At 45.3% G+C, this 15,257-nt stretch carries 16 protein-coding genes; 6 read left to right on the forward strand and 10 right to left on the reverse strand.

All coding sequences use genetic code 11. From position 1 onward, the window contains the following. Window positions 1–18: 18 nt before the first annotated feature. The 6 genes from infC to ACXAC1_RS15330 all read left to right on the forward strand — a co-directional run bounded on the left by infC (window position 19) and on the right by ACXAC1_RS15330 (window position 5,024). Window positions 19–552, forward strand: coding sequence for a translation initiation factor IF-3 (gene infC, locus ACXAC1_RS15305; protein WP_475062576.1), 534 nt, complete (start codon window positions 19–21; stop codon window positions 550–552). Between the two features lie 73 nt (window positions 553–625). Then, window positions 626–820 (forward strand): 50S ribosomal protein L35, encoded by a 195-nt coding sequence (rpmI, locus tag ACXAC1_RS15310; protein WP_055464289.1) that lies wholly within the window; start codon window positions 626–628, stop codon window positions 818–820. A gap of 40 nt (window positions 821–860) precedes the next feature. After that, window positions 861–1,217: a 50S ribosomal protein L20 gene (gene rplT / locus ACXAC1_RS15315; RefSeq protein WP_133559386.1), complete on the forward strand. Its 357-nt coding sequence runs from the start codon at window positions 861–863 to the stop codon at window positions 1,215–1,217. A 110-nt stretch (window positions 1,218–1,327) separates the two neighbouring features. Continuing rightward, entirely contained in the window at window positions 1,328–2,323 is a 996-nt protein-coding gene (gene pheS, locus ACXAC1_RS15320; protein ID WP_199463422.1) for a phenylalanine--tRNA ligase subunit alpha, read from the forward strand. Window positions 2,324–2,338: 15 nt separating this feature from the next. Next, the gene (gene pheT / locus ACXAC1_RS15325) at window positions 2,339–4,723 is read left to right on the forward strand and encodes a phenylalanine--tRNA ligase subunit beta (RefSeq protein WP_475062577.1); all 2,385 of its coding nucleotides are present in this window, start codon (window positions 2,339–2,341) and stop codon (window positions 4,721–4,723) included. 4 nt (window positions 4,724–4,727) lie between these two features. Beyond that, window positions 4,728–5,024, forward strand: coding sequence for an integration host factor subunit alpha (locus ACXAC1_RS15330; RefSeq protein ID WP_067210537.1), 297 nt, complete (start codon window positions 4,728–4,730; stop codon window positions 5,022–5,024). Window positions 5,025–5,107: 83 nt separating this feature from the next. On the opposite strand, the gene ACXAC1_RS15335 is transcribed toward ACXAC1_RS15330, so the two are convergent. The 10 genes from ACXAC1_RS15335 to ACXAC1_RS15380 are packed head-to-tail and all read right to left on the reverse strand — an operon-like array spanning window position 5,108 to window position 15,229. Next, complete coding sequence (locus ACXAC1_RS15335; protein WP_475062578.1) at window positions 5,108–6,430, reverse strand: methyl-accepting chemotaxis protein; 1,323 nt, start codon at window positions 6,428–6,430, stop codon at window positions 5,108–5,110. Between the two features lie 27 nt (window positions 6,431–6,457). Continuing rightward, the gene (locus ACXAC1_RS15340; protein WP_133559390.1) at window positions 6,458–6,826 is read right to left on the reverse strand and encodes a response regulator; all 369 of its coding nucleotides are present in this window, start codon (window positions 6,824–6,826) and stop codon (window positions 6,458–6,460) included. 9 nt (window positions 6,827–6,835) lie between these two features. After that, window positions 6,836–7,594 carry a ParA family protein gene (locus tag ACXAC1_RS15345; protein WP_475062579.1) on the reverse strand — a complete coding sequence of 253 codons (759 nt, stop codon included), beginning with the start codon at window positions 7,592–7,594 and terminating at the stop codon, window positions 6,836–6,838. Next, window positions 7,594–7,857, reverse strand: a complete 264-nt coding sequence (locus tag ACXAC1_RS15350) for a hypothetical protein (RefSeq protein ID WP_475062581.1) — start codon at window positions 7,855–7,857, stop codon at window positions 7,594–7,596. Before ACXAC1_RS15350 ends, ACXAC1_RS15345 begins: the two co-directional genes overlap by 1 nt. Next, the gene (locus ACXAC1_RS15355) at window positions 7,848–10,682 is read right to left on the reverse strand and encodes a chemotaxis protein CheA (RefSeq protein ID WP_475062583.1); all 2,835 of its coding nucleotides are present in this window, start codon (window positions 10,680–10,682) and stop codon (window positions 7,848–7,850) included. The genes ACXAC1_RS15350 and ACXAC1_RS15355 overlap by 10 nt, the downstream gene beginning before the upstream one ends. After that, window positions 10,679–11,050 (reverse strand): response regulator, encoded by a 372-nt coding sequence (locus ACXAC1_RS15360; RefSeq protein WP_475062584.1) that lies wholly within the window; start codon window positions 11,048–11,050, stop codon window positions 10,679–10,681. Before ACXAC1_RS15360 ends, ACXAC1_RS15355 begins: the two co-directional genes overlap by 4 nt. A gap of 12 nt (window positions 11,051–11,062) precedes the next feature. Next, window positions 11,063–11,917, reverse strand: a complete 855-nt coding sequence (locus ACXAC1_RS15365; RefSeq protein ID WP_475062586.1) for a CheR family methyltransferase — start codon at window positions 11,915–11,917, stop codon at window positions 11,063–11,065. A gap of 3 nt (window positions 11,918–11,920) precedes the next feature. Continuing rightward, on the reverse strand, window positions 11,921–12,541 hold the full coding sequence (locus tag ACXAC1_RS15370; RefSeq protein ID WP_475062587.1) for a HEAT repeat domain-containing protein: 621 nt from the start codon (window positions 12,539–12,541) through the stop codon (window positions 11,921–11,923). Between the two features lie 12 nt (window positions 12,542–12,553). Beyond that, window positions 12,554–13,672 carry a chemotaxis-specific protein-glutamate methyltransferase CheB gene (gene cheB, locus ACXAC1_RS15375; RefSeq protein ID WP_475062589.1) on the reverse strand — a complete coding sequence of 373 codons (1,119 nt, stop codon included), beginning with the start codon at window positions 13,670–13,672 and terminating at the stop codon, window positions 12,554–12,556. Between the two features lie 6 nt (window positions 13,673–13,678). Beyond that, entirely contained in the window at window positions 13,679–15,229 is a 1,551-nt protein-coding gene (locus ACXAC1_RS15380; protein ID WP_475062591.1) for a chemotaxis protein CheW, read from the reverse strand. Between the last annotated feature and the right edge of the window lie 28 nt (window positions 15,230–15,257).

Raw genomic sequence — 15,257 nt, forward strand, 5'->3', positions numbered from 1 at the left:
AGAGCTATAAAAGGTAATATGAATCGTGGACGTGCCAATGCTAAGCAACGTCCTCAAATCAACGAAAACATTCGAGCTACCGAAGTGCGCCTTATCGGTGCTGATGGTGATCAAATTGGTGTTGTTTCGATTGAAGAAGCACTACAAGCAGCACAAGAAGCTGGTCTTGACCTAGTGCAGATTGCTGATTCAGATCCGATTGTTTGCAAAATCATGGACTACGGTAAGCATATCTTTGAGCAGAAGAAAGCTAAAGCTGCTCAGAAGAAGAATGCGAAGCAAATCCAAGTAAAAGAAATGAAATTCCGTCCAGGGACGGAGGAAGGGGATTATCAGGTAAAACTCCGCAACCTGATACGTTTCCTTGAAGGAGGGGATAAGGCCAAGGTATCACTACGTTACCGCGGTCGTGAAATGGCCCATCAGGAGCTAGGCATGCAACTTATGAATCGAGTCGCACAAGACTTGGAAGAACATGGTGTTGTAGAGCAAGCTGCGAAAATGGAAGGTCGTCAATTGACTATGGTGCTGGCCCCTAAAAAGAAGAAGTAATAAAAGCGGCTAAGTTTTATGCTTAGCCCTTGTTATTACATTTAACATTAACGAATGCGAGAGTGGTTTTACCATGCCAAAAATTAAATCTAACAGTAGTGCTCTTAAGCGCTTCAAACGTACCGCTAACGGTTTTAAGCATAAGCAGTCTTTCACTAGTCACATCCTGACTAAAAAGTCTACTAAGCGTAAGCGTCAACTTCGTTCAATGCAGCAAGTTAAATCTTGCGACAAGCCATTGATCGTTCGCATGCTTCCATACGCTTAATCGATATTTTCAGTCAACAACTAGTTAAAGGGTTTATATTATGCCTCGCGTAAAACGTGGTGTTCAGGCTCGTCGCCGTCACAAAAAGATTTTAAAGCAAGCTAAAGGTTACTACGGTGCTCGTAGCCGTGTGTTTCGTGTAGCGAAACAAGCGGTTATCAAAGCAGGTCAATACGCTTACCGTGACCGTCGTCAACGTAAACGTCAATTCCGTGCTCTATGGATTGCTCGTATCAACGCGGCGTCTCGTCTAAACGGTCTATCTTACAGCCGCTTCATTGCTGGTCTGAAGAAAGCTTCTATTGAAATCGACCGTAAAGTATTGGCTGACTTGGCAGTTTACGAAAAAGAAGTTTTTGCTGCGATCGTTGAAAAAGCGAAAGCAAGCTTGGCTTAATTGAGACGTAGTGCCTAGGGTGAACATGCATTTAATGTGTTGTCACTCAAGCAGTCTTTGATAGGGGAAGAGCCAACGCTCTTCCCCTATTTTATTTTTTGGAGTATGAAATGGAGAACCTAAACCAGATTCTTGCTGACGCCTTAGCTGCGGTAGCTGCATCTGATAACGAGGCCGGTCTTGACGAGGTGCGCGTTCAGTACCTTGGTAAGAAAGGTGCTCTTACATCGCTTCTAAAGCAACTAGGTAACGTTGCGCCGGAAGATCGACCTAAGTTCGGTCAATTGGTAAACGAAGCAAAACAGCAAGTTCAAGAGAAAATGAACGAGCGTAAGACTGCTCTAGCAGCTGCCGCATTGAACGCAAAGCTTGCCACTGAAACAATCGATATTTCTTTGTCTGGTAAAGGTCAAGAAATCGGTGGTTTGCACCCGGTTACTCGTACTATGGAGCGAATTGAAAACTTCTTTCGTGGTATTGGTTTTGATGTTGCCTCTGGCCCTGAAATCGAAGATGACTACCACAACTTCGAAGCGCTAAATATTCCTGCGCACCACCCAGCACGTGCGATGCAAGACACATTCTACTTTAATCCGAATACGGTTCTTCGTACTCACACTTCTCCTGTGCAAGTGCGTACCATGGAAAACAACCAGCCGCCGATTCGTATTATCTGTCCAGGTCGCGTTTACCGTAGCGACTCGGATCAAACCCATACGCCGATGTTCCACCAAGTGGAAGGTCTACTGATCGACGAAAATATTTCATTCGCTGATCTAAAGGGTATTTTGCAGCAGTTCCTAAACGTATTCTTTGAAGATGATCTAAAAGTACGTTTCCGCCCAAGTTATTTCCCATTCACAGAGCCTTCAATTGAAGTCGACATTATGCGTACTAACAGCAAAGGCGAAGAGTCTTGGTTGGAAGTCTTGGGTTGTGGCATGGTGCATCCAAAAGTATTGGAAATGTCTGGTATTGATCCAGAGAAGTACACTGGTTTTGCCTTTGGTATGGGTGTCGAGCGTTTCGCGATGTTGCGTTACAAAGTAGACGACCTACGTATGTTCTTCGAAAACGATCTTCGTTTCCTAACGCAATTCAAGTAAGGACCAAGGCTAACTATGAAATTCAGTGAAAATTGGCTAAGAGAGTGGGTCAATCCAGAAGTCACGACAGATGAGCTTGTGGCTCAAGTGACATTGGCTGGTCTAGAAGTGGATGAAGTGGAAGCTGCTGCAGGTGTGTTCACTGGCGTTGTCGTTGGTGAAATCCTAGCAGCCGAGCAACACCCTAATGCTGACAAGCTGCAAGTGTGTACTGTTTCTGATGGTACTGAGCAGTTCCAGGTAGTGTGTGGTGCACCGAATGCTCGTCCAGGCATTAAGATTCCGTTCGCGAAAATCGGTGCTGTGCTTGGTGGCGATTTCAAAATCAAAAAAGCGAAGCTACGCCAAGTTGAGTCGTTTGGTATGCTGTGTTCAGCGTCTGAGCTTGAAATCAGCGATGATAACGATGGCATTATGGAGCTTGCTGCAGACGCGCCAGTCGGTGCAGACATCCGTGAATACCTAAACCTGAATGACAGCATTATTGACGTTGATCTAACGCCAAACCGTGCTGACTGCTTAAGCATTGCTGGTCTTGCTCGTGAAGTGGGTGTTATCAATAAAGTCGATCTAACGCCTGTTGCGATTACGGAACAAACTGTTTCCATCGACGATACCTTCCCAATCCGAGTTGATGCAACCGAAGGCTGTCCGCGTTACCTTGGTCGTGTGATCAAAGGTGTCAACGTTAAAGCAGAAACTCCGCTTTGGATGGTTGAAAAGTTACGTCGTAGTGGTATCCGTTCGATTGACCCAATTGTCGACATTACTAATTACGTAATGATCGAACTTGGTCAGCCAATGCACGCTTTTGATCTGAACAACCTTTCTGGCTCTATCGTTGTACGTATGGCCGAAGAGGGTGAAAAGCTATTGCTACTGGACGGTCAAGAGATCGCGTTACGCGCTGATACAATGGTGATTGCGGATGAGCAAAAACCATTGGCGATGGCGGGTATCATGGGTGGTGAGCACTCTGGTGTGAACGATCAAACGCAAACCATCTTCCTAGAAAGTGCTTTCTTTGCGCCACTGGCTCTAGCGGGTAAAGCGCGTTCATACGGATTGCATACCGATTCATCTCACCGTTTTGAGCGTGGTGTAGACGCGAGCCTAGCGCCAAAAGCAATTGAGCGTGCGACTCAGTTAATCCTGGAGATTGCAGGCGGCGAAGTGGGCCCTGTCAATGAAGTGGTAACAGAAGCAAACTTGCCGAAAGCGAACCAAGTAACATTGCGTCGTAAGAAGCTTGACCAGTACTTGGCGACCTCTCTAGATAAAGATCTAGTGACTGACATCCTTACGCGCCTTGATCTTGAAATGGTTGACGTAACGGACGAGCAGTGGGTAACGATTGCGCCGTCACATCGCTTTGATATCGAAATTGAAGCTGACTTGATTGAAGAAGTGGCACGTATCTACGGCTACGACAATCTGCCTTCTTCAATGCCTACGGCTGCAGTGAACTTTACTCCATCGTCTGAAAGCAAAACGCCGATTCAGTCGCTACGTGCGACTTTGGTTTCTCAAGGTTACCAAGAAGCGGTGACCTACAGCTTTATTGATCCTGTGATGAGCAAGCAGTTCTTCCCTGCGATTGACCCAGTACCACTAGAAAACCCAATTTCTGGTGACATGGGTGTGATGCGTCCAAGCCTGCTTCCTGGTCTTGTGAAGGTTTACCTTCATAACCAAAACCGTCAGCAGTCTCGCGTTCGTATTTTCGAAACGGGTAGCCGCTTCGTAGGGGATGTGAACAAACTAGATGAACTGGATCAGAAGCATCAAGTAGCCGGTCTAATTGCAGGTTCTCGTTACCCTGAAGGTTGGTACCACAACAACGAAAAAGTGGACTTCTACGACCTTAAAGCGCATGTAGAAGCACTGTTCGCACTAAACCAGGGTCCTAAGCCAGAGTTCGAACGTGCAGATGAGGTATACTTGCACCCAGGCCGTTCAGCTTATGTATTAGTAAATGGTGAGCGTGTGGGTGTGATTGGTGAGCTTCACCCGCAACTAGCGAAGCAGCTGGGTACAAACCAAGCGGTTTATGTGTTTGAAATGGATTTGAACACTGCGCTTGGCGCGAAGCTTCCTGAGTACCAACGTGTATCGAAATTCCCAGAAGTACGTCGTGACCTTGCTTTGCTAGTTGATCGTGCAACACCGGTTAATGAGCTTGAAAAAGTCATTGCTGATAATGCTGGTGAAGCGTTCCAAAAAGTCGCTGTTTTCGATGTTTATCAAGGCCAAGGCATTGATGAATCTAAAAAAAGTGTCGCTTTGGGCTTGACGTGGCAGCATCCTTCACACACTCTTAGTGATGAAGAAGTGAACAGTGCGGTGGAAGCTGTCACTACAGCATTGGCTGAGAAACTCGGAGCAGTTATTCGGGGGTAATGATATGGCGTCCTTGACGAAAGCAGATATTGCAGAAAACTTAGTAGACTCACTTGGCTTAAGCAAAAAAGATGCGAAAGACCTTGTTGAGAGCTTTTTTGATACCGTTAGAGAAACCTTGGTAGAAAGAGAGCAAGTAAAACTGTCTGGCTTCGGTAATTTCGAAGTGCGTGAAAAGAGCCAACGTCCAGGGCGTAACCCGAAAACGGGAGAGGAAATTCCTATTACTGCTAGAACCGTCGTGACGTTCAAACCTGGTCAAAAGTTAAAATCCAAGGTTGAAAGTTACATGGAAGAGTAATCTTTAAGTTATTAAAAAAACCGCTTTAAGTTACGCTTAAAGCGGTTTTTTTTATGGTTCTTGATTTAACCAGATCAATCCTGTTAGAAGAGTTCTATATTTGAGCTGCCCGCTTTTGATTCGGTAAAGACACTTGTTGTGTCTTGTGTTGCCCCTGACCCATCTATTGCCGCTTGATGTCGTTTACGTTGGTCTTCCATTTTATATTCTTTGTGTAGTAACTCTAAATCTAGTGGCTCTAATTTGCGAAGCTCAATTTTGTCCAAGGCTGATTCATCAAGCTCCGAGAAGTAGTCATCAACGGTCTTGTGAGCAGAGATGACTTGTTCTAAGCGCTGTCTGGTGATGTCTTGGAACTGAGCTCCTGCAAAGATCTCTGCAATGGTATTGATTAAGTTAGCAGAGGTTACGTCCACTTTGTTTCTGACAGAATCTTGTAATTCGCTAAGATGCTCTAACTCTTTGATGGCTTCTAGAAAAGCATCTGCAAATTCATGCAGCGAGTCATGGGTATCTCCACCTGAATCATTATTAAAGAAACCGTTAAGGCTCTCATGTACTTTTTCAATAACGCCACTGATCTCACCATCAATTCTTGAGGCAACTTCTAGTGATTGGTTCGAAAGAGTTCGTACTTCATTGGCGACCACTGCAAAACCTCGACCAGCATCGCCAGCGCGAGCGGCCTCTATAGCCGCGTTTAGCGCCAGTAAATTCGTTTGCTCGGCGATATTTTTGACCAGATCTGTTAGTTCAGAGAGCTTGTCTAATTGCCCTAAAGCATTTTTAACCGATTCCGCACGTTCATGATTGGCACTCACCTGGGTTTTTAAGAATTCGCTAAGCTCGTGGGCACTGGTTCTATTTTCTGCGAGTTTCTCGCGGTAGAGGTCAGTAGTCTTAGAGGTGCTCGATACCGCATCAAAAATATCGTTTAACGCCTGAGTGGCTTCGTCTTCTGCGGTACGTATTTTTGTCATGAGATTGATAGCGGCATCGTCTGTCAGCTCAATGATCCCGGTTAACTGCTCATCTAAAATCTTATTGCATTGTTTGACGGTTATATTGGACTCTTTGTAGCGACTGATGCAGTCCAACATATGTTCTTGATCAAGTAGGTCGGACTCCATTAAATGCATACAGCCAAGATCTACAAATGCGATTTTAATTTTTTGCTTTTGTAGATAGTACTTATAACTCATGCCACAGGCATATGCCGTGATGCATGCAGTAACCAAAATAAGAAGGATTTCTTGTGTGAGTCCTAAATTAAACTCATACCAATTTACAACGGTCTCAAAGGCAATCAAAAGTAAAGCCGTTATTAATGCGGTAAAGGTTGTCAGTTTGAGCACTTCTTTCTTTGAAGAGCGCTGTTCAGTGTTCTGCGGCTTCATCTCAGACATGAGGGCCCCCTTGAATTGAGTTAAAATCTAGGCACCAGGGAGAACTTTTTTGATGACGCCAGTTAGATCTGTTGGTGATACAGGTTTCACTAGCCAACCTGTTGCACCAGCTGCTTTGGCCTCAACTTTTTTCGATTCTTGCGACTCTGTGGTGAGCATCAATATGGGTTTGAAGCGCATGCTGGCGTTTTGTTTAATCTTTTTGATCAGCTCAATCCCATCCATGCCGGGCATGTTTAAATCGGTGATCACTAAATCAGGCGCGTAGCTATCAATGAGCCCAAGGGCTTGGTTACCGTCAGTCGCTGTTTTGACATCAAAGCCAGCGCGTTTTAAAACACCCTCCATGCTCATCAACATGGTCATAGAGTCATCTACGAGAAGTATCTTTTTCATTGCGTTCTCCTAATGAATCACTAAATCTAGATCATGAGCGAGCATGTGATAATCCATCGCTCCACGGCAGTTGGGAGAATAATCTTGGATCGGTGATCCTTGTTCGAATGCTTCTGCCAACCGTATATTTGTTCTGATTCCTCTTAACAGTTTGTGCGATCCAAACCGATTTGACAGTGTGTTTATTACACGATTTTGTAATCTAATGTGACGGTCTTCCATCACAGGTAACAGTCCCATGAGCTTTAGTGTCGGATTGTGTTTGGTCGCGATATCTTTGAACAACTCGCTAAGTTGCATGATGCCGTTCAAGGATAATGCGTGAGGAATAAAGGGAATTAACACCCATTGCGAACAGACTAAAGCAGATAACAAGGCATTACTGAGGGAAGGGGGAGTGTCGATGACAACCAGATCAAAATCGTATTGAGGTAGACCGCGTAACAACTCTCGCAATCTTGTAATGTCCGCAGTCAAATCTGATTCGTTAAAATTCAAGTCTGCTGGGAGTACACTCAACTGCTCAAAATCAGTTGCTAATATATGTGGCTCAATGACTGAATTAGCTCTACTCAGTATCGAATGAATTCCCAGTTGAGGGCTCGTCATGTACTTTGTGCCCAGTAAACCAAGGGTAGCATGACCTTGCGAGTCTAAATCTATCACGAGCACTTTCTTGCCCTGTAGAGCCCATTGTCTGGCTAAGTTGACTACGGTGGTGGATTTCCCCATACCTCCTTTGCGATTGCATACCGTGATCACGTTCATTAAGTAGTCTCCGTCTCCGCTGACATCATTGCTGCGATTGACTCACGCCAGAATACTTCAAATTCAGGATCTTCTGGCGCAACAGACACTGTAGGCTGCTGACACATGATGATTTGAATCAGTGCTGTGTGAATGTGCGTGGACTGTTTCAAATTGATTTTGCCTTTGGGGTGTTCACTAAACCATTGCAGTAAGTCATCGCCTTCTTCAATACCGCAAACGCCATCGAATACGGCTACGTTGGTTTTGTAGGTTATTGGCATGATAGCAACTCCTTAATGTTGAGGATCAGCAATACTCGGCCATCGCCTAATAGTGCGGATCCTGAATAGTAGTTGTATTGAGACATCAATCCCGCAAGAGGTTTTTGGACAATGTCGATTCCTTCATGGAACTGGTCAATTTTCAGCGCGATGTCTTCTCCATTGAGGCTCATGATGAGAAGTGGCACTTCCTCTTCGTACTCTGTTTCGGGCATAGACAATAAAGAGTGCAGGGACAAAACAGGAATGACTTTATCTCGTAAGACAATGGCTTCTCCCTGCTTGATGCGCAGTAAGCGATCGTGAGGCACTTTTACTGTCTCAACAATATTCTCCATGGAGATACCAAAGCATTGATGCTGAACCTCCACCATCATGACGCGACTCACAGCCATGGTAAGTGGTAAGAATAGACGAATGGTGGTGCCTTTACCCAATTCACTATCAATGGTGACCTTGCCGCCAGCCTGTTGCACCAAGCCATTAACAACGTCCATGCCAACACCTCGGCCGGATAAGTCGGACACTTGCTCTGCCGTAGAGAAGCCAGGCGCGAAGATCAGGTACAGTGCTTCTTGGTCGGTGATGGATTCGAGTTTTTGTTCATTGATGATGCCTTTGCGATACGCACTTTGCTTGAGCTTTTCAGGGTCCATACCGCGGCCATCGTCTACCACCTCAATAATGACTTGATCGTCTTTCGGAATGGCCCTTAAGTAAAGCGTACCTTGAGCAGACTTGCCTTGGTCAACGCGTTCTTGCTCCGTTTCAAAACCATGGTCTAAGCTGTTGCGAACCAAGTGAATCAATGGGTCGGCTAGGTTTTCAACCACGTTCTTATCCGCTTCTGATTCTTCCCCTTCTAAAATTAGGCGCACATCCTTATTCAATTTGCGTGACAAATCTCTGACAAGGCGCGGAAAGCGTTGAAAGATCGTTGACACTGGTACCATGCGGATTTGCATCATTGTGCTTTGCATGGACTCTGCTAGGCGGTTAATCACGGCGTATTGGCTTTTAATCTCTTTAGCTAAGGCCCTGACTTGGTAGTCATCTTCCGCCTTTTTAGCGAGATAGGGGAGGCTGTTCTTAGCGACTACTAATTCCCCCACCAAATCCATTAAAAGATCGATACGGTGTTGGTCGACCTTTAAAACCTGTGGTTTTTGGTTGTGACTCGTTTCATGTGTGGTATTGCTTGAAGCCGATTTGGTTGTAGGTGTTAAGGGGGTATCCGCATCGTTAGAAAGAGCATGAGATGTCACTACAGTTGTGCTATCTGTCGCTTCGGTGGCTTCCTCTTGATCAGGTGCTTGGCGAAGCTGCTGCTCTTGTCTAACGAGGGATGCGATATCCATTTCATCCTCTTCATCGCTACAGTTTGCATCGGGCTCTGAAGTATTGCCAACGTCTTTGCCTTCAGTAACGGCGGTGGCTTGAGTCTGATCTGAATGACTTAATTCAAGTACATTTTGAATCAGTGATATCAACCCGATAGTAGAACTGCTTTCAAGGCATTCGTGAACGACAGCCCCTAAGTTAGAAGGTGTAAGTGCATCACCTAAGATTCGCTCTATTACTAATTGAGTCGATGCGATTCTGCCTTCAATATCTGATTCGGTACTGAATTCAAGCATCTGCATTTGGGTGGCGAGGAGAGTTTTTTGAGCTTCGCTTAATGCATGGCAAGAAGCTTCTTCCGGCGCGTTCTCTGTGTCATGTTCACTGCTGTTTGCTTCGGATAAGGTTACCGTTTCAGAAATCTGCTCGTCGTAATCATATACGAATGCGCCATTTTCTAAAGCGTTAAGTAGTGCGCTCATAAGCGTCGGTTCAGCTGCGTCTTTCTCGGCGAGCGCTTTGATCCATTGCAAGCAACTAACCTGATAAAAGTCTGGGTTGGCTAACTCAATAACAGGTTGCAGTAAGTTAGGAATGGCATTCCAAGTCTGGTTTTTAATGTGCTCTGACAATGGCGCTAGGACATCTTGGAACAAACTTTGATCGTCGCTCCACTCTCCGCTTGGGAATACTAGCCAAGGCAATTCAATGCCTAAGATCTTGGTGTCGTCTTCTACATATTTGAAGTGATCTAAAAGTGGTTCGATGTCCGCACAAGAGATAAGATCGAAGCTAAGGTTACATGCATAAGGATCTAGCTCTGTTATGGCTGGCCAAGGTGCAATAGAGGCTATTTGGGTAACCAAACAATCTGGAGTCAAACGAACGGTATGGATTGGATCATCACCAGTGAAGAAACAGTCTGTCTGAGGCGTGTAATGAATATAGGTTGCCAGATCATGCTGAGTGAAAATACGCAATCGAGTTGCTGTGGAAAGTGTTTCTAGCACATGCTTGAGGTCTTCTCGGCTATGATCGCTTGATTGATTTCCGCCTTGATGGCTTGGCGCGCTGACTGAATCAAGTGTGTCACCGACCTCTTTGGGAATGATGGCTAACAACTCAGACATGTGTGGCGCTCCTTGTTGCTCAGCGTCACTACCTAATTCCCCAAGTTCTTCGAGTTCGTCAATCCAAACTGTTATTTGGTCCATTGCGTTGAGTAACACATCAATATGTTCCGAGCTGAGGCTTAAATCTCCTGCTCTGGCCAAATCAAGGATGTCTTCTGCTACATGCATTAAGCGTGTGAAAGGACCAATATCAAAGAGTCCTGATGATCCTTTAATCGTGTGCATCGCTCTGAATAAGTTTTGCATGATACTGGCATCATCTGGTGACTGCTCCAATGCTAGGAAACATTGGCTGGCTTCTTCTAAGTTGTCGCGTGACTCGGAAATAAAGGATTCCAGCATTGGATTCATTGTACACCTCCTGTTAGAAGCTCTGCGTAGGTTTGTAAGGCCTCAATTCGAACGGGCTTCACTAAATAGAAATTGGCGCCTGCTGCGTAAGCTTTATCTTGGTCCTGCTCAGTTTCTTCGGTACTAATCATGATGGCAGGGATGGCACGTACGTCGGGTGTTTTCCTCATTTCTTCAATAAAAGTGTAGCCATCCATCTTTGGCATATTGATATCGACCAATAGCAAATCAAAACTTTCTTGATTAATGCGTTCTAATGCTTCAAGCCCATTGCCAGCTTCCTCTACCTGATAGCCTATGCTCTCCATCAGTTGACGGTGATACATTCGAACAGTTGTGGCGTCGTCAACGATTAATATTTTTTTCATGACTAACGTCTCCTATGCAATCGGCTTTTGGTAGGCCAGCGCTTCTTTGAACTTGCGTACCTTGAATAATGAAGAGATTCGACTCATTGACTCTGAATGGCCAAGGAAGATAAAACCACCTGGTGCTAGAGCGTCATAGAGTGTTTCAGCAGCGTTTCTGCGCGATACATCATCAAAATAGATCAGTACATTTCGACAAAATATTAGGTCAATGTCGCGATACTTTTGCATGTCTTTTTGTTCATTTAGGTTTACTTTTGAAAAATGAACGCAGCTACGTAAATCGTCTGTTGCTTGGTAAAGACCGTGTTCTGTTTTGGTAAAGTATTTTTTCTTTAAGCTTGGCCCTAAATTTTGCACCGAGCGCTCGTTGAATATTCCGGCTTTTGCTTTTTCTAGAACAGAGGAGTCTATGTCTGATGACATCAGTTCGATGTCGACATGCTCTATAGAAGGCCAACGCTCCATCAAATAAATGGCGATGGAATAAGGTTCTTCGCCAGTGCTCGAAGGAATTGACCATATTTTTAATTCCTTTTTCTGTTGGGTCGTGATGATTTCATCGAGTAACTCTTCTACCATGCAGTCAAATTGATGGGCTTCCCTAAAGAAGTAAGTCTCATTGACCGTCATGATGTTGATCAATTCTTGCAATTCCGCCCCTGAGGCTTGGAAACGCATGGCGGTGAAGTAGTCTCTGAAAGAATGCGCCCCCGTTTTTTTAACGCGATCAACTAAGCGCTTATCAACGAAGTAGCGTTTACTGTCTTCGAAGCGAATTCCCGTTTTGCGATAAAAAAAGTCACGAAAGCGCTCGAACTCCGAATTAGTGATTTTAATATCTAGATCTTTGTGAGTAAGGGTCATGAACTACTCCTCAGTTAAGCGTTTAACTGCAAGGTTCACTACAAATTCGATATATGGCTCACCTGGAAAACGTGCTTTAACAGCGCTGATTGCTGGTAGCATTTCTGGTGTGCCGATCTCTGTCAGCCGGTCAATGGCAGTGGCAACGACGTTAATGTGCTTATCGTGTAAAATCACATCAATCAACCAGTTAGGGGAATCAGGGTGAGCGAGGGTTTGCAATATATCGATGGCAAAAATTCTGACATCTGAGTCATGGTCGTGAAGTAGGTCTTTGATGTATTCGCCAATCTCTTCTGGCATGCCCTGAAGAATTTCAATGACGCCATTTCTAAGGGCTGCATTTTCTGAACGCAAGAAGGGCAGTAACCCTTCTAGCACTCGGTGACCGCCAATATATTGCAAACTCACTAAGATAGCCCCTTTGACGCGGATGCTTTTCTCTCGAGCAAGTGCGTTCAATAAAGCGGGTGTTGCGACAGAATACTCGCCAAGGGCTCGAGCCGCTAAACGCCGTTCATCTGTGTCTTGGCTGTCCAGCAATGTAAGCCATTCTTGTAAACCGCGAACAGCTGGCGCGGTGTTTGGATTGCTGGCAATCGCCGATGCTTTTTTCAGAACCATGAGTCATGTCTCCTAGGCTGTACGCATTACCCATTTCACCAATTGATTAGCGACTTTGTGTGAGGGCAAGACGCAGCTCGCACCATTCTTTTTTATTAATTCTTGGGGCATACCAAATACCACAGCAGTCTCTTCAGATTCTGCAATGGTAAGGGCTCCCTGTTGTTTCAGATTAGCCATTTCTTGTGCGCCATCGTTACCCATGCCTGTAAGCTGGACACATACAATGCGCTTTGCCTGCGCTGCTCGACCTGCTGACTCCACCATCCTCGACACGCTGGGGTGCCATAGATGGTTCTCTGAACTGGGTGCTGGTTGAGCGACTAACTTAGCGTTACGGCGCTGAATCAAAATGTCTGCATCACCTCTGGCAATGTACACTTTGCCGGGCTCCAAAGACGTCATTCTTTCAACATGCTCCACTTGAATGCCTACGAGCCCATTTAAGCGTTTAGCAAGGTTATGAGTGAAGGTGGCTGGCATATGTTGAGCAATCACCACTGGCGCTTTGAAGTTTGCTGGTAGGCCTCTGAGTAATTCCTCCAGTGTGCTCGGGCCACCTGTTGAAACACCGACGACGACTAGGTCAATGTCTGCGGAAGGTTCTATGTTGATCACCTTCTCTTGCAGTGTGGTTCTAGCCTCTTGCACCGGTCTAACAGTTTGTTGTCTTGAGCGTCGCTCTGCTGTTTTTGTATTGGATACGGTTGGATCACTAACGGCTCTAGGGCGTTTTACTCGCGCTCTCAAAGCAATGCGAATTTTGCTAAGGAGATCGGGGAACGCTTCATTGATGTTTAACGAAACCGTGCCTCCTGGTTTGCAAACATAGTCGACTGCACCCAGCTGAATCGCTTCAATGGTCGACATGGCTCCTCGTTTGGTTAAAGAGGAGAGCATGACGGTAGGGCAGGGATAGCGTTCCATTATATGGCTTAGGCAAGTTAGCCCGTCCATTACCGGCATGTTGATATCCAAAGTGATCGCATCAGGCTGGAAGTGCTGAACCTTTTCCAGACACTCCTCGCCGTTACGAGCAATTTCTACACGATAGCCCTGTTGGCGTAAAAACTCACCGATGTGCTTACGCATGAGGGCTGAATCGTCTACTACAAGTATCAGCTCATTCATGAATAATTACCCTAATTGATTAGCAACGATAGTTTGCTCATTGGCGCTTAGTAGTTCTTTTGCAGACAGAATCTGAATAATTCGGTTACGTTGAGAGAGATTGACTACCTTACCGAGCATACGATTTTGGTCGTCAGATAGTGGAGGAGTATCTTCTATTTGACGTTTCGAAAGACGTAGCACTTCAGAGACCGAGTCCACTACGAAGCCCGTTTTTACGGAATCGATGTTGACCACCAGTATGCGTTGTCGATCACTGGCTTCTGTGCGATTCATGTCAAAACGTGTGCGCATATCGACGACGGGTAATATCGTTCCTCTAAGGTTAACCATGCCATCAATGAAGCTGGCGGTTTTAGGTACCTTGTCGAGTTTTTCTGGGACGCGTGTAATTTCTTGAACATCTTCGATGCTTATACCGTATTCCTGATCGGCAAGTTTAAACACCACCATTTGCTCGTTATCACTATCAAGGTCTAGATCATTATCTTGTTGTTGCTCCATGGTCTGGTCCTCATGATGGGCTTCGTCAAACGCCTTCTGAACGCTAGGGTATTGCAGCAAGCTGCCAGGCTTTAGCACTGACACCAGACGTTTTCCGTTGTCTAAACGACAAATTTTTTCAATATCATCGCTGTTAAAGGTGTTGAGTAATTTCGGAACTTCTCCTTGTTCATTTGGAGAAACTCGCAACACTTCTTTAACACCGTCAACAACCAAACCAACACAGCTGCTTTGCGAAGGTTTATCGTTGAGATCCACCACCAAAATGCGATGATCTTCATTGACTTCACCTTCATACATGCCAAACAAGGAGCGCAAACTGATCAGAGGTAGCACGCGACCGCGAAGGTTGATCAGTCCAAGCACATGGGAATCCACGTGAGGAACCTGTGAAATATCATCGGGGAGGCGTACGATCTCTTGAACAGACCCTAGGTGAAAAGCGTATTCTTGTTCTTCAACGTTGAAGCTGACGAGCATATCGATGTCTTCATCCGCTTCCTCTTCTTCAATAGTGATTGATGTTGTGGAGCCATCAGCCATGCTATTTGATTGGGCTGCATCAGAGATGATGTTTTGAAATTGAGTCTCTACGCATTGCCTTGGTAATAGGATTTGTATAAAACCCTGATCGTCACCACTATTGATCACACCCTGTAATAGTTCGGCATTGATACTGCTTTTGATGCCTTGAGCGTCTTGTATATCACTTTCAGTGACATCAATGACGCGTGATACACGGTCAACCATAAGCCCAATGTTGGAGCCGACATTGACGACCAATATGCGCGAGCTTTCAGTTTGTTCAACACTGTTAAAAGATAATATGGTACGTAAATCCAATACCGGTAAAACGTGTCCCCTTAAGTTAGCTAACCCAAGTAATGACGAGGAAGTCAGAGGCACATCAACCATGCTTGGGACGCGAATAATCTCGACAACATCGATCATTGGGAACGCATAACGCTCTTTGCCAATGAAAAATGTCACGTACTGGTTTAATGATTCTTCGAACTCTTCGTGAGTGAGTTCCGCTACCATGGCATTAGTCATAAGAATCTCCTATACATTCGTATAAATG

Source organism: Marinomonas sp. AWM4_232, assembly GCF_056158325.1.

Coding starts and splice junctions, on each gene's coding strand:
- infC (WP_475062576.1), top strand. CDS start 19: ATGAATCGTGGACGTGCCAATGCTAAGCAACGTCCTCAAATCAACGAA.
- rpmI (WP_055464289.1), top strand. CDS start 626: ATGCCAAAAATTAAATCTAACAGTAGTGCTCTTAAGCGCTTCAAACGT.
- rplT (WP_133559386.1), top strand. CDS start 861: ATGCCTCGCGTAAAACGTGGTGTTCAGGCTCGTCGCCGTCACAAAAAG.
- pheS (WP_199463422.1), top strand. CDS start 1,328: ATGGAGAACCTAAACCAGATTCTTGCTGACGCCTTAGCTGCGGTAGCT.
- pheT (WP_475062577.1), top strand. CDS start 2,339: ATGAAATTCAGTGAAAATTGGCTAAGAGAGTGGGTCAATCCAGAAGTC.
- ACXAC1_RS15330 (WP_067210537.1), top strand. CDS start 4,728: ATGGCGTCCTTGACGAAAGCAGATATTGCAGAAAACTTAGTAGACTCA.
- ACXAC1_RS15335 (WP_475062578.1), bottom strand. CDS start 6,430: ATGTCTGAGATGAAGCCGCAGAACACTGAACAGCGCTCTTCAAAGAAA.
- ACXAC1_RS15340 (WP_133559390.1), bottom strand. CDS start 6,826: ATGAAAAAGATACTTCTCGTAGATGACTCTATGACCATGTTGATGAGC.
- ACXAC1_RS15345 (WP_475062579.1), bottom strand. CDS start 7,594: ATGAACGTGATCACGGTATGCAATCGCAAAGGAGGTATGGGGAAATCC.
- ACXAC1_RS15350 (WP_475062581.1), bottom strand. CDS start 7,857: ATGCCAATAACCTACAAAACCAACGTAGCCGTATTCGATGGCGTTTGC.
- ACXAC1_RS15355 (WP_475062583.1), bottom strand. CDS start 10,682: ATGAATCCAATGCTGGAATCCTTTATTTCCGAGTCACGCGACAACTTA.
- ACXAC1_RS15360 (WP_475062584.1), bottom strand. CDS start 11,050: ATGAAAAAAATATTAATCGTTGACGACGCCACAACTGTTCGAATGTAT.
- ACXAC1_RS15365 (WP_475062586.1), bottom strand. CDS start 11,917: ATGACCCTTACTCACAAAGATCTAGATATTAAAATCACTAATTCGGAG.
- ACXAC1_RS15370 (WP_475062587.1), bottom strand. CDS start 12,541: ATGGTTCTGAAAAAAGCATCGGCGATTGCCAGCAATCCAAACACCGCG.
- cheB (WP_475062589.1), bottom strand. CDS start 13,672: ATGAATGAGCTGATACTTGTAGTAGACGATTCAGCCCTCATGCGTAAG.
- ACXAC1_RS15380 (WP_475062591.1), bottom strand. CDS start 15,229: ATGACTAATGCCATGGTAGCGGAACTCACTCACGAAGAGTTCGAAGAA.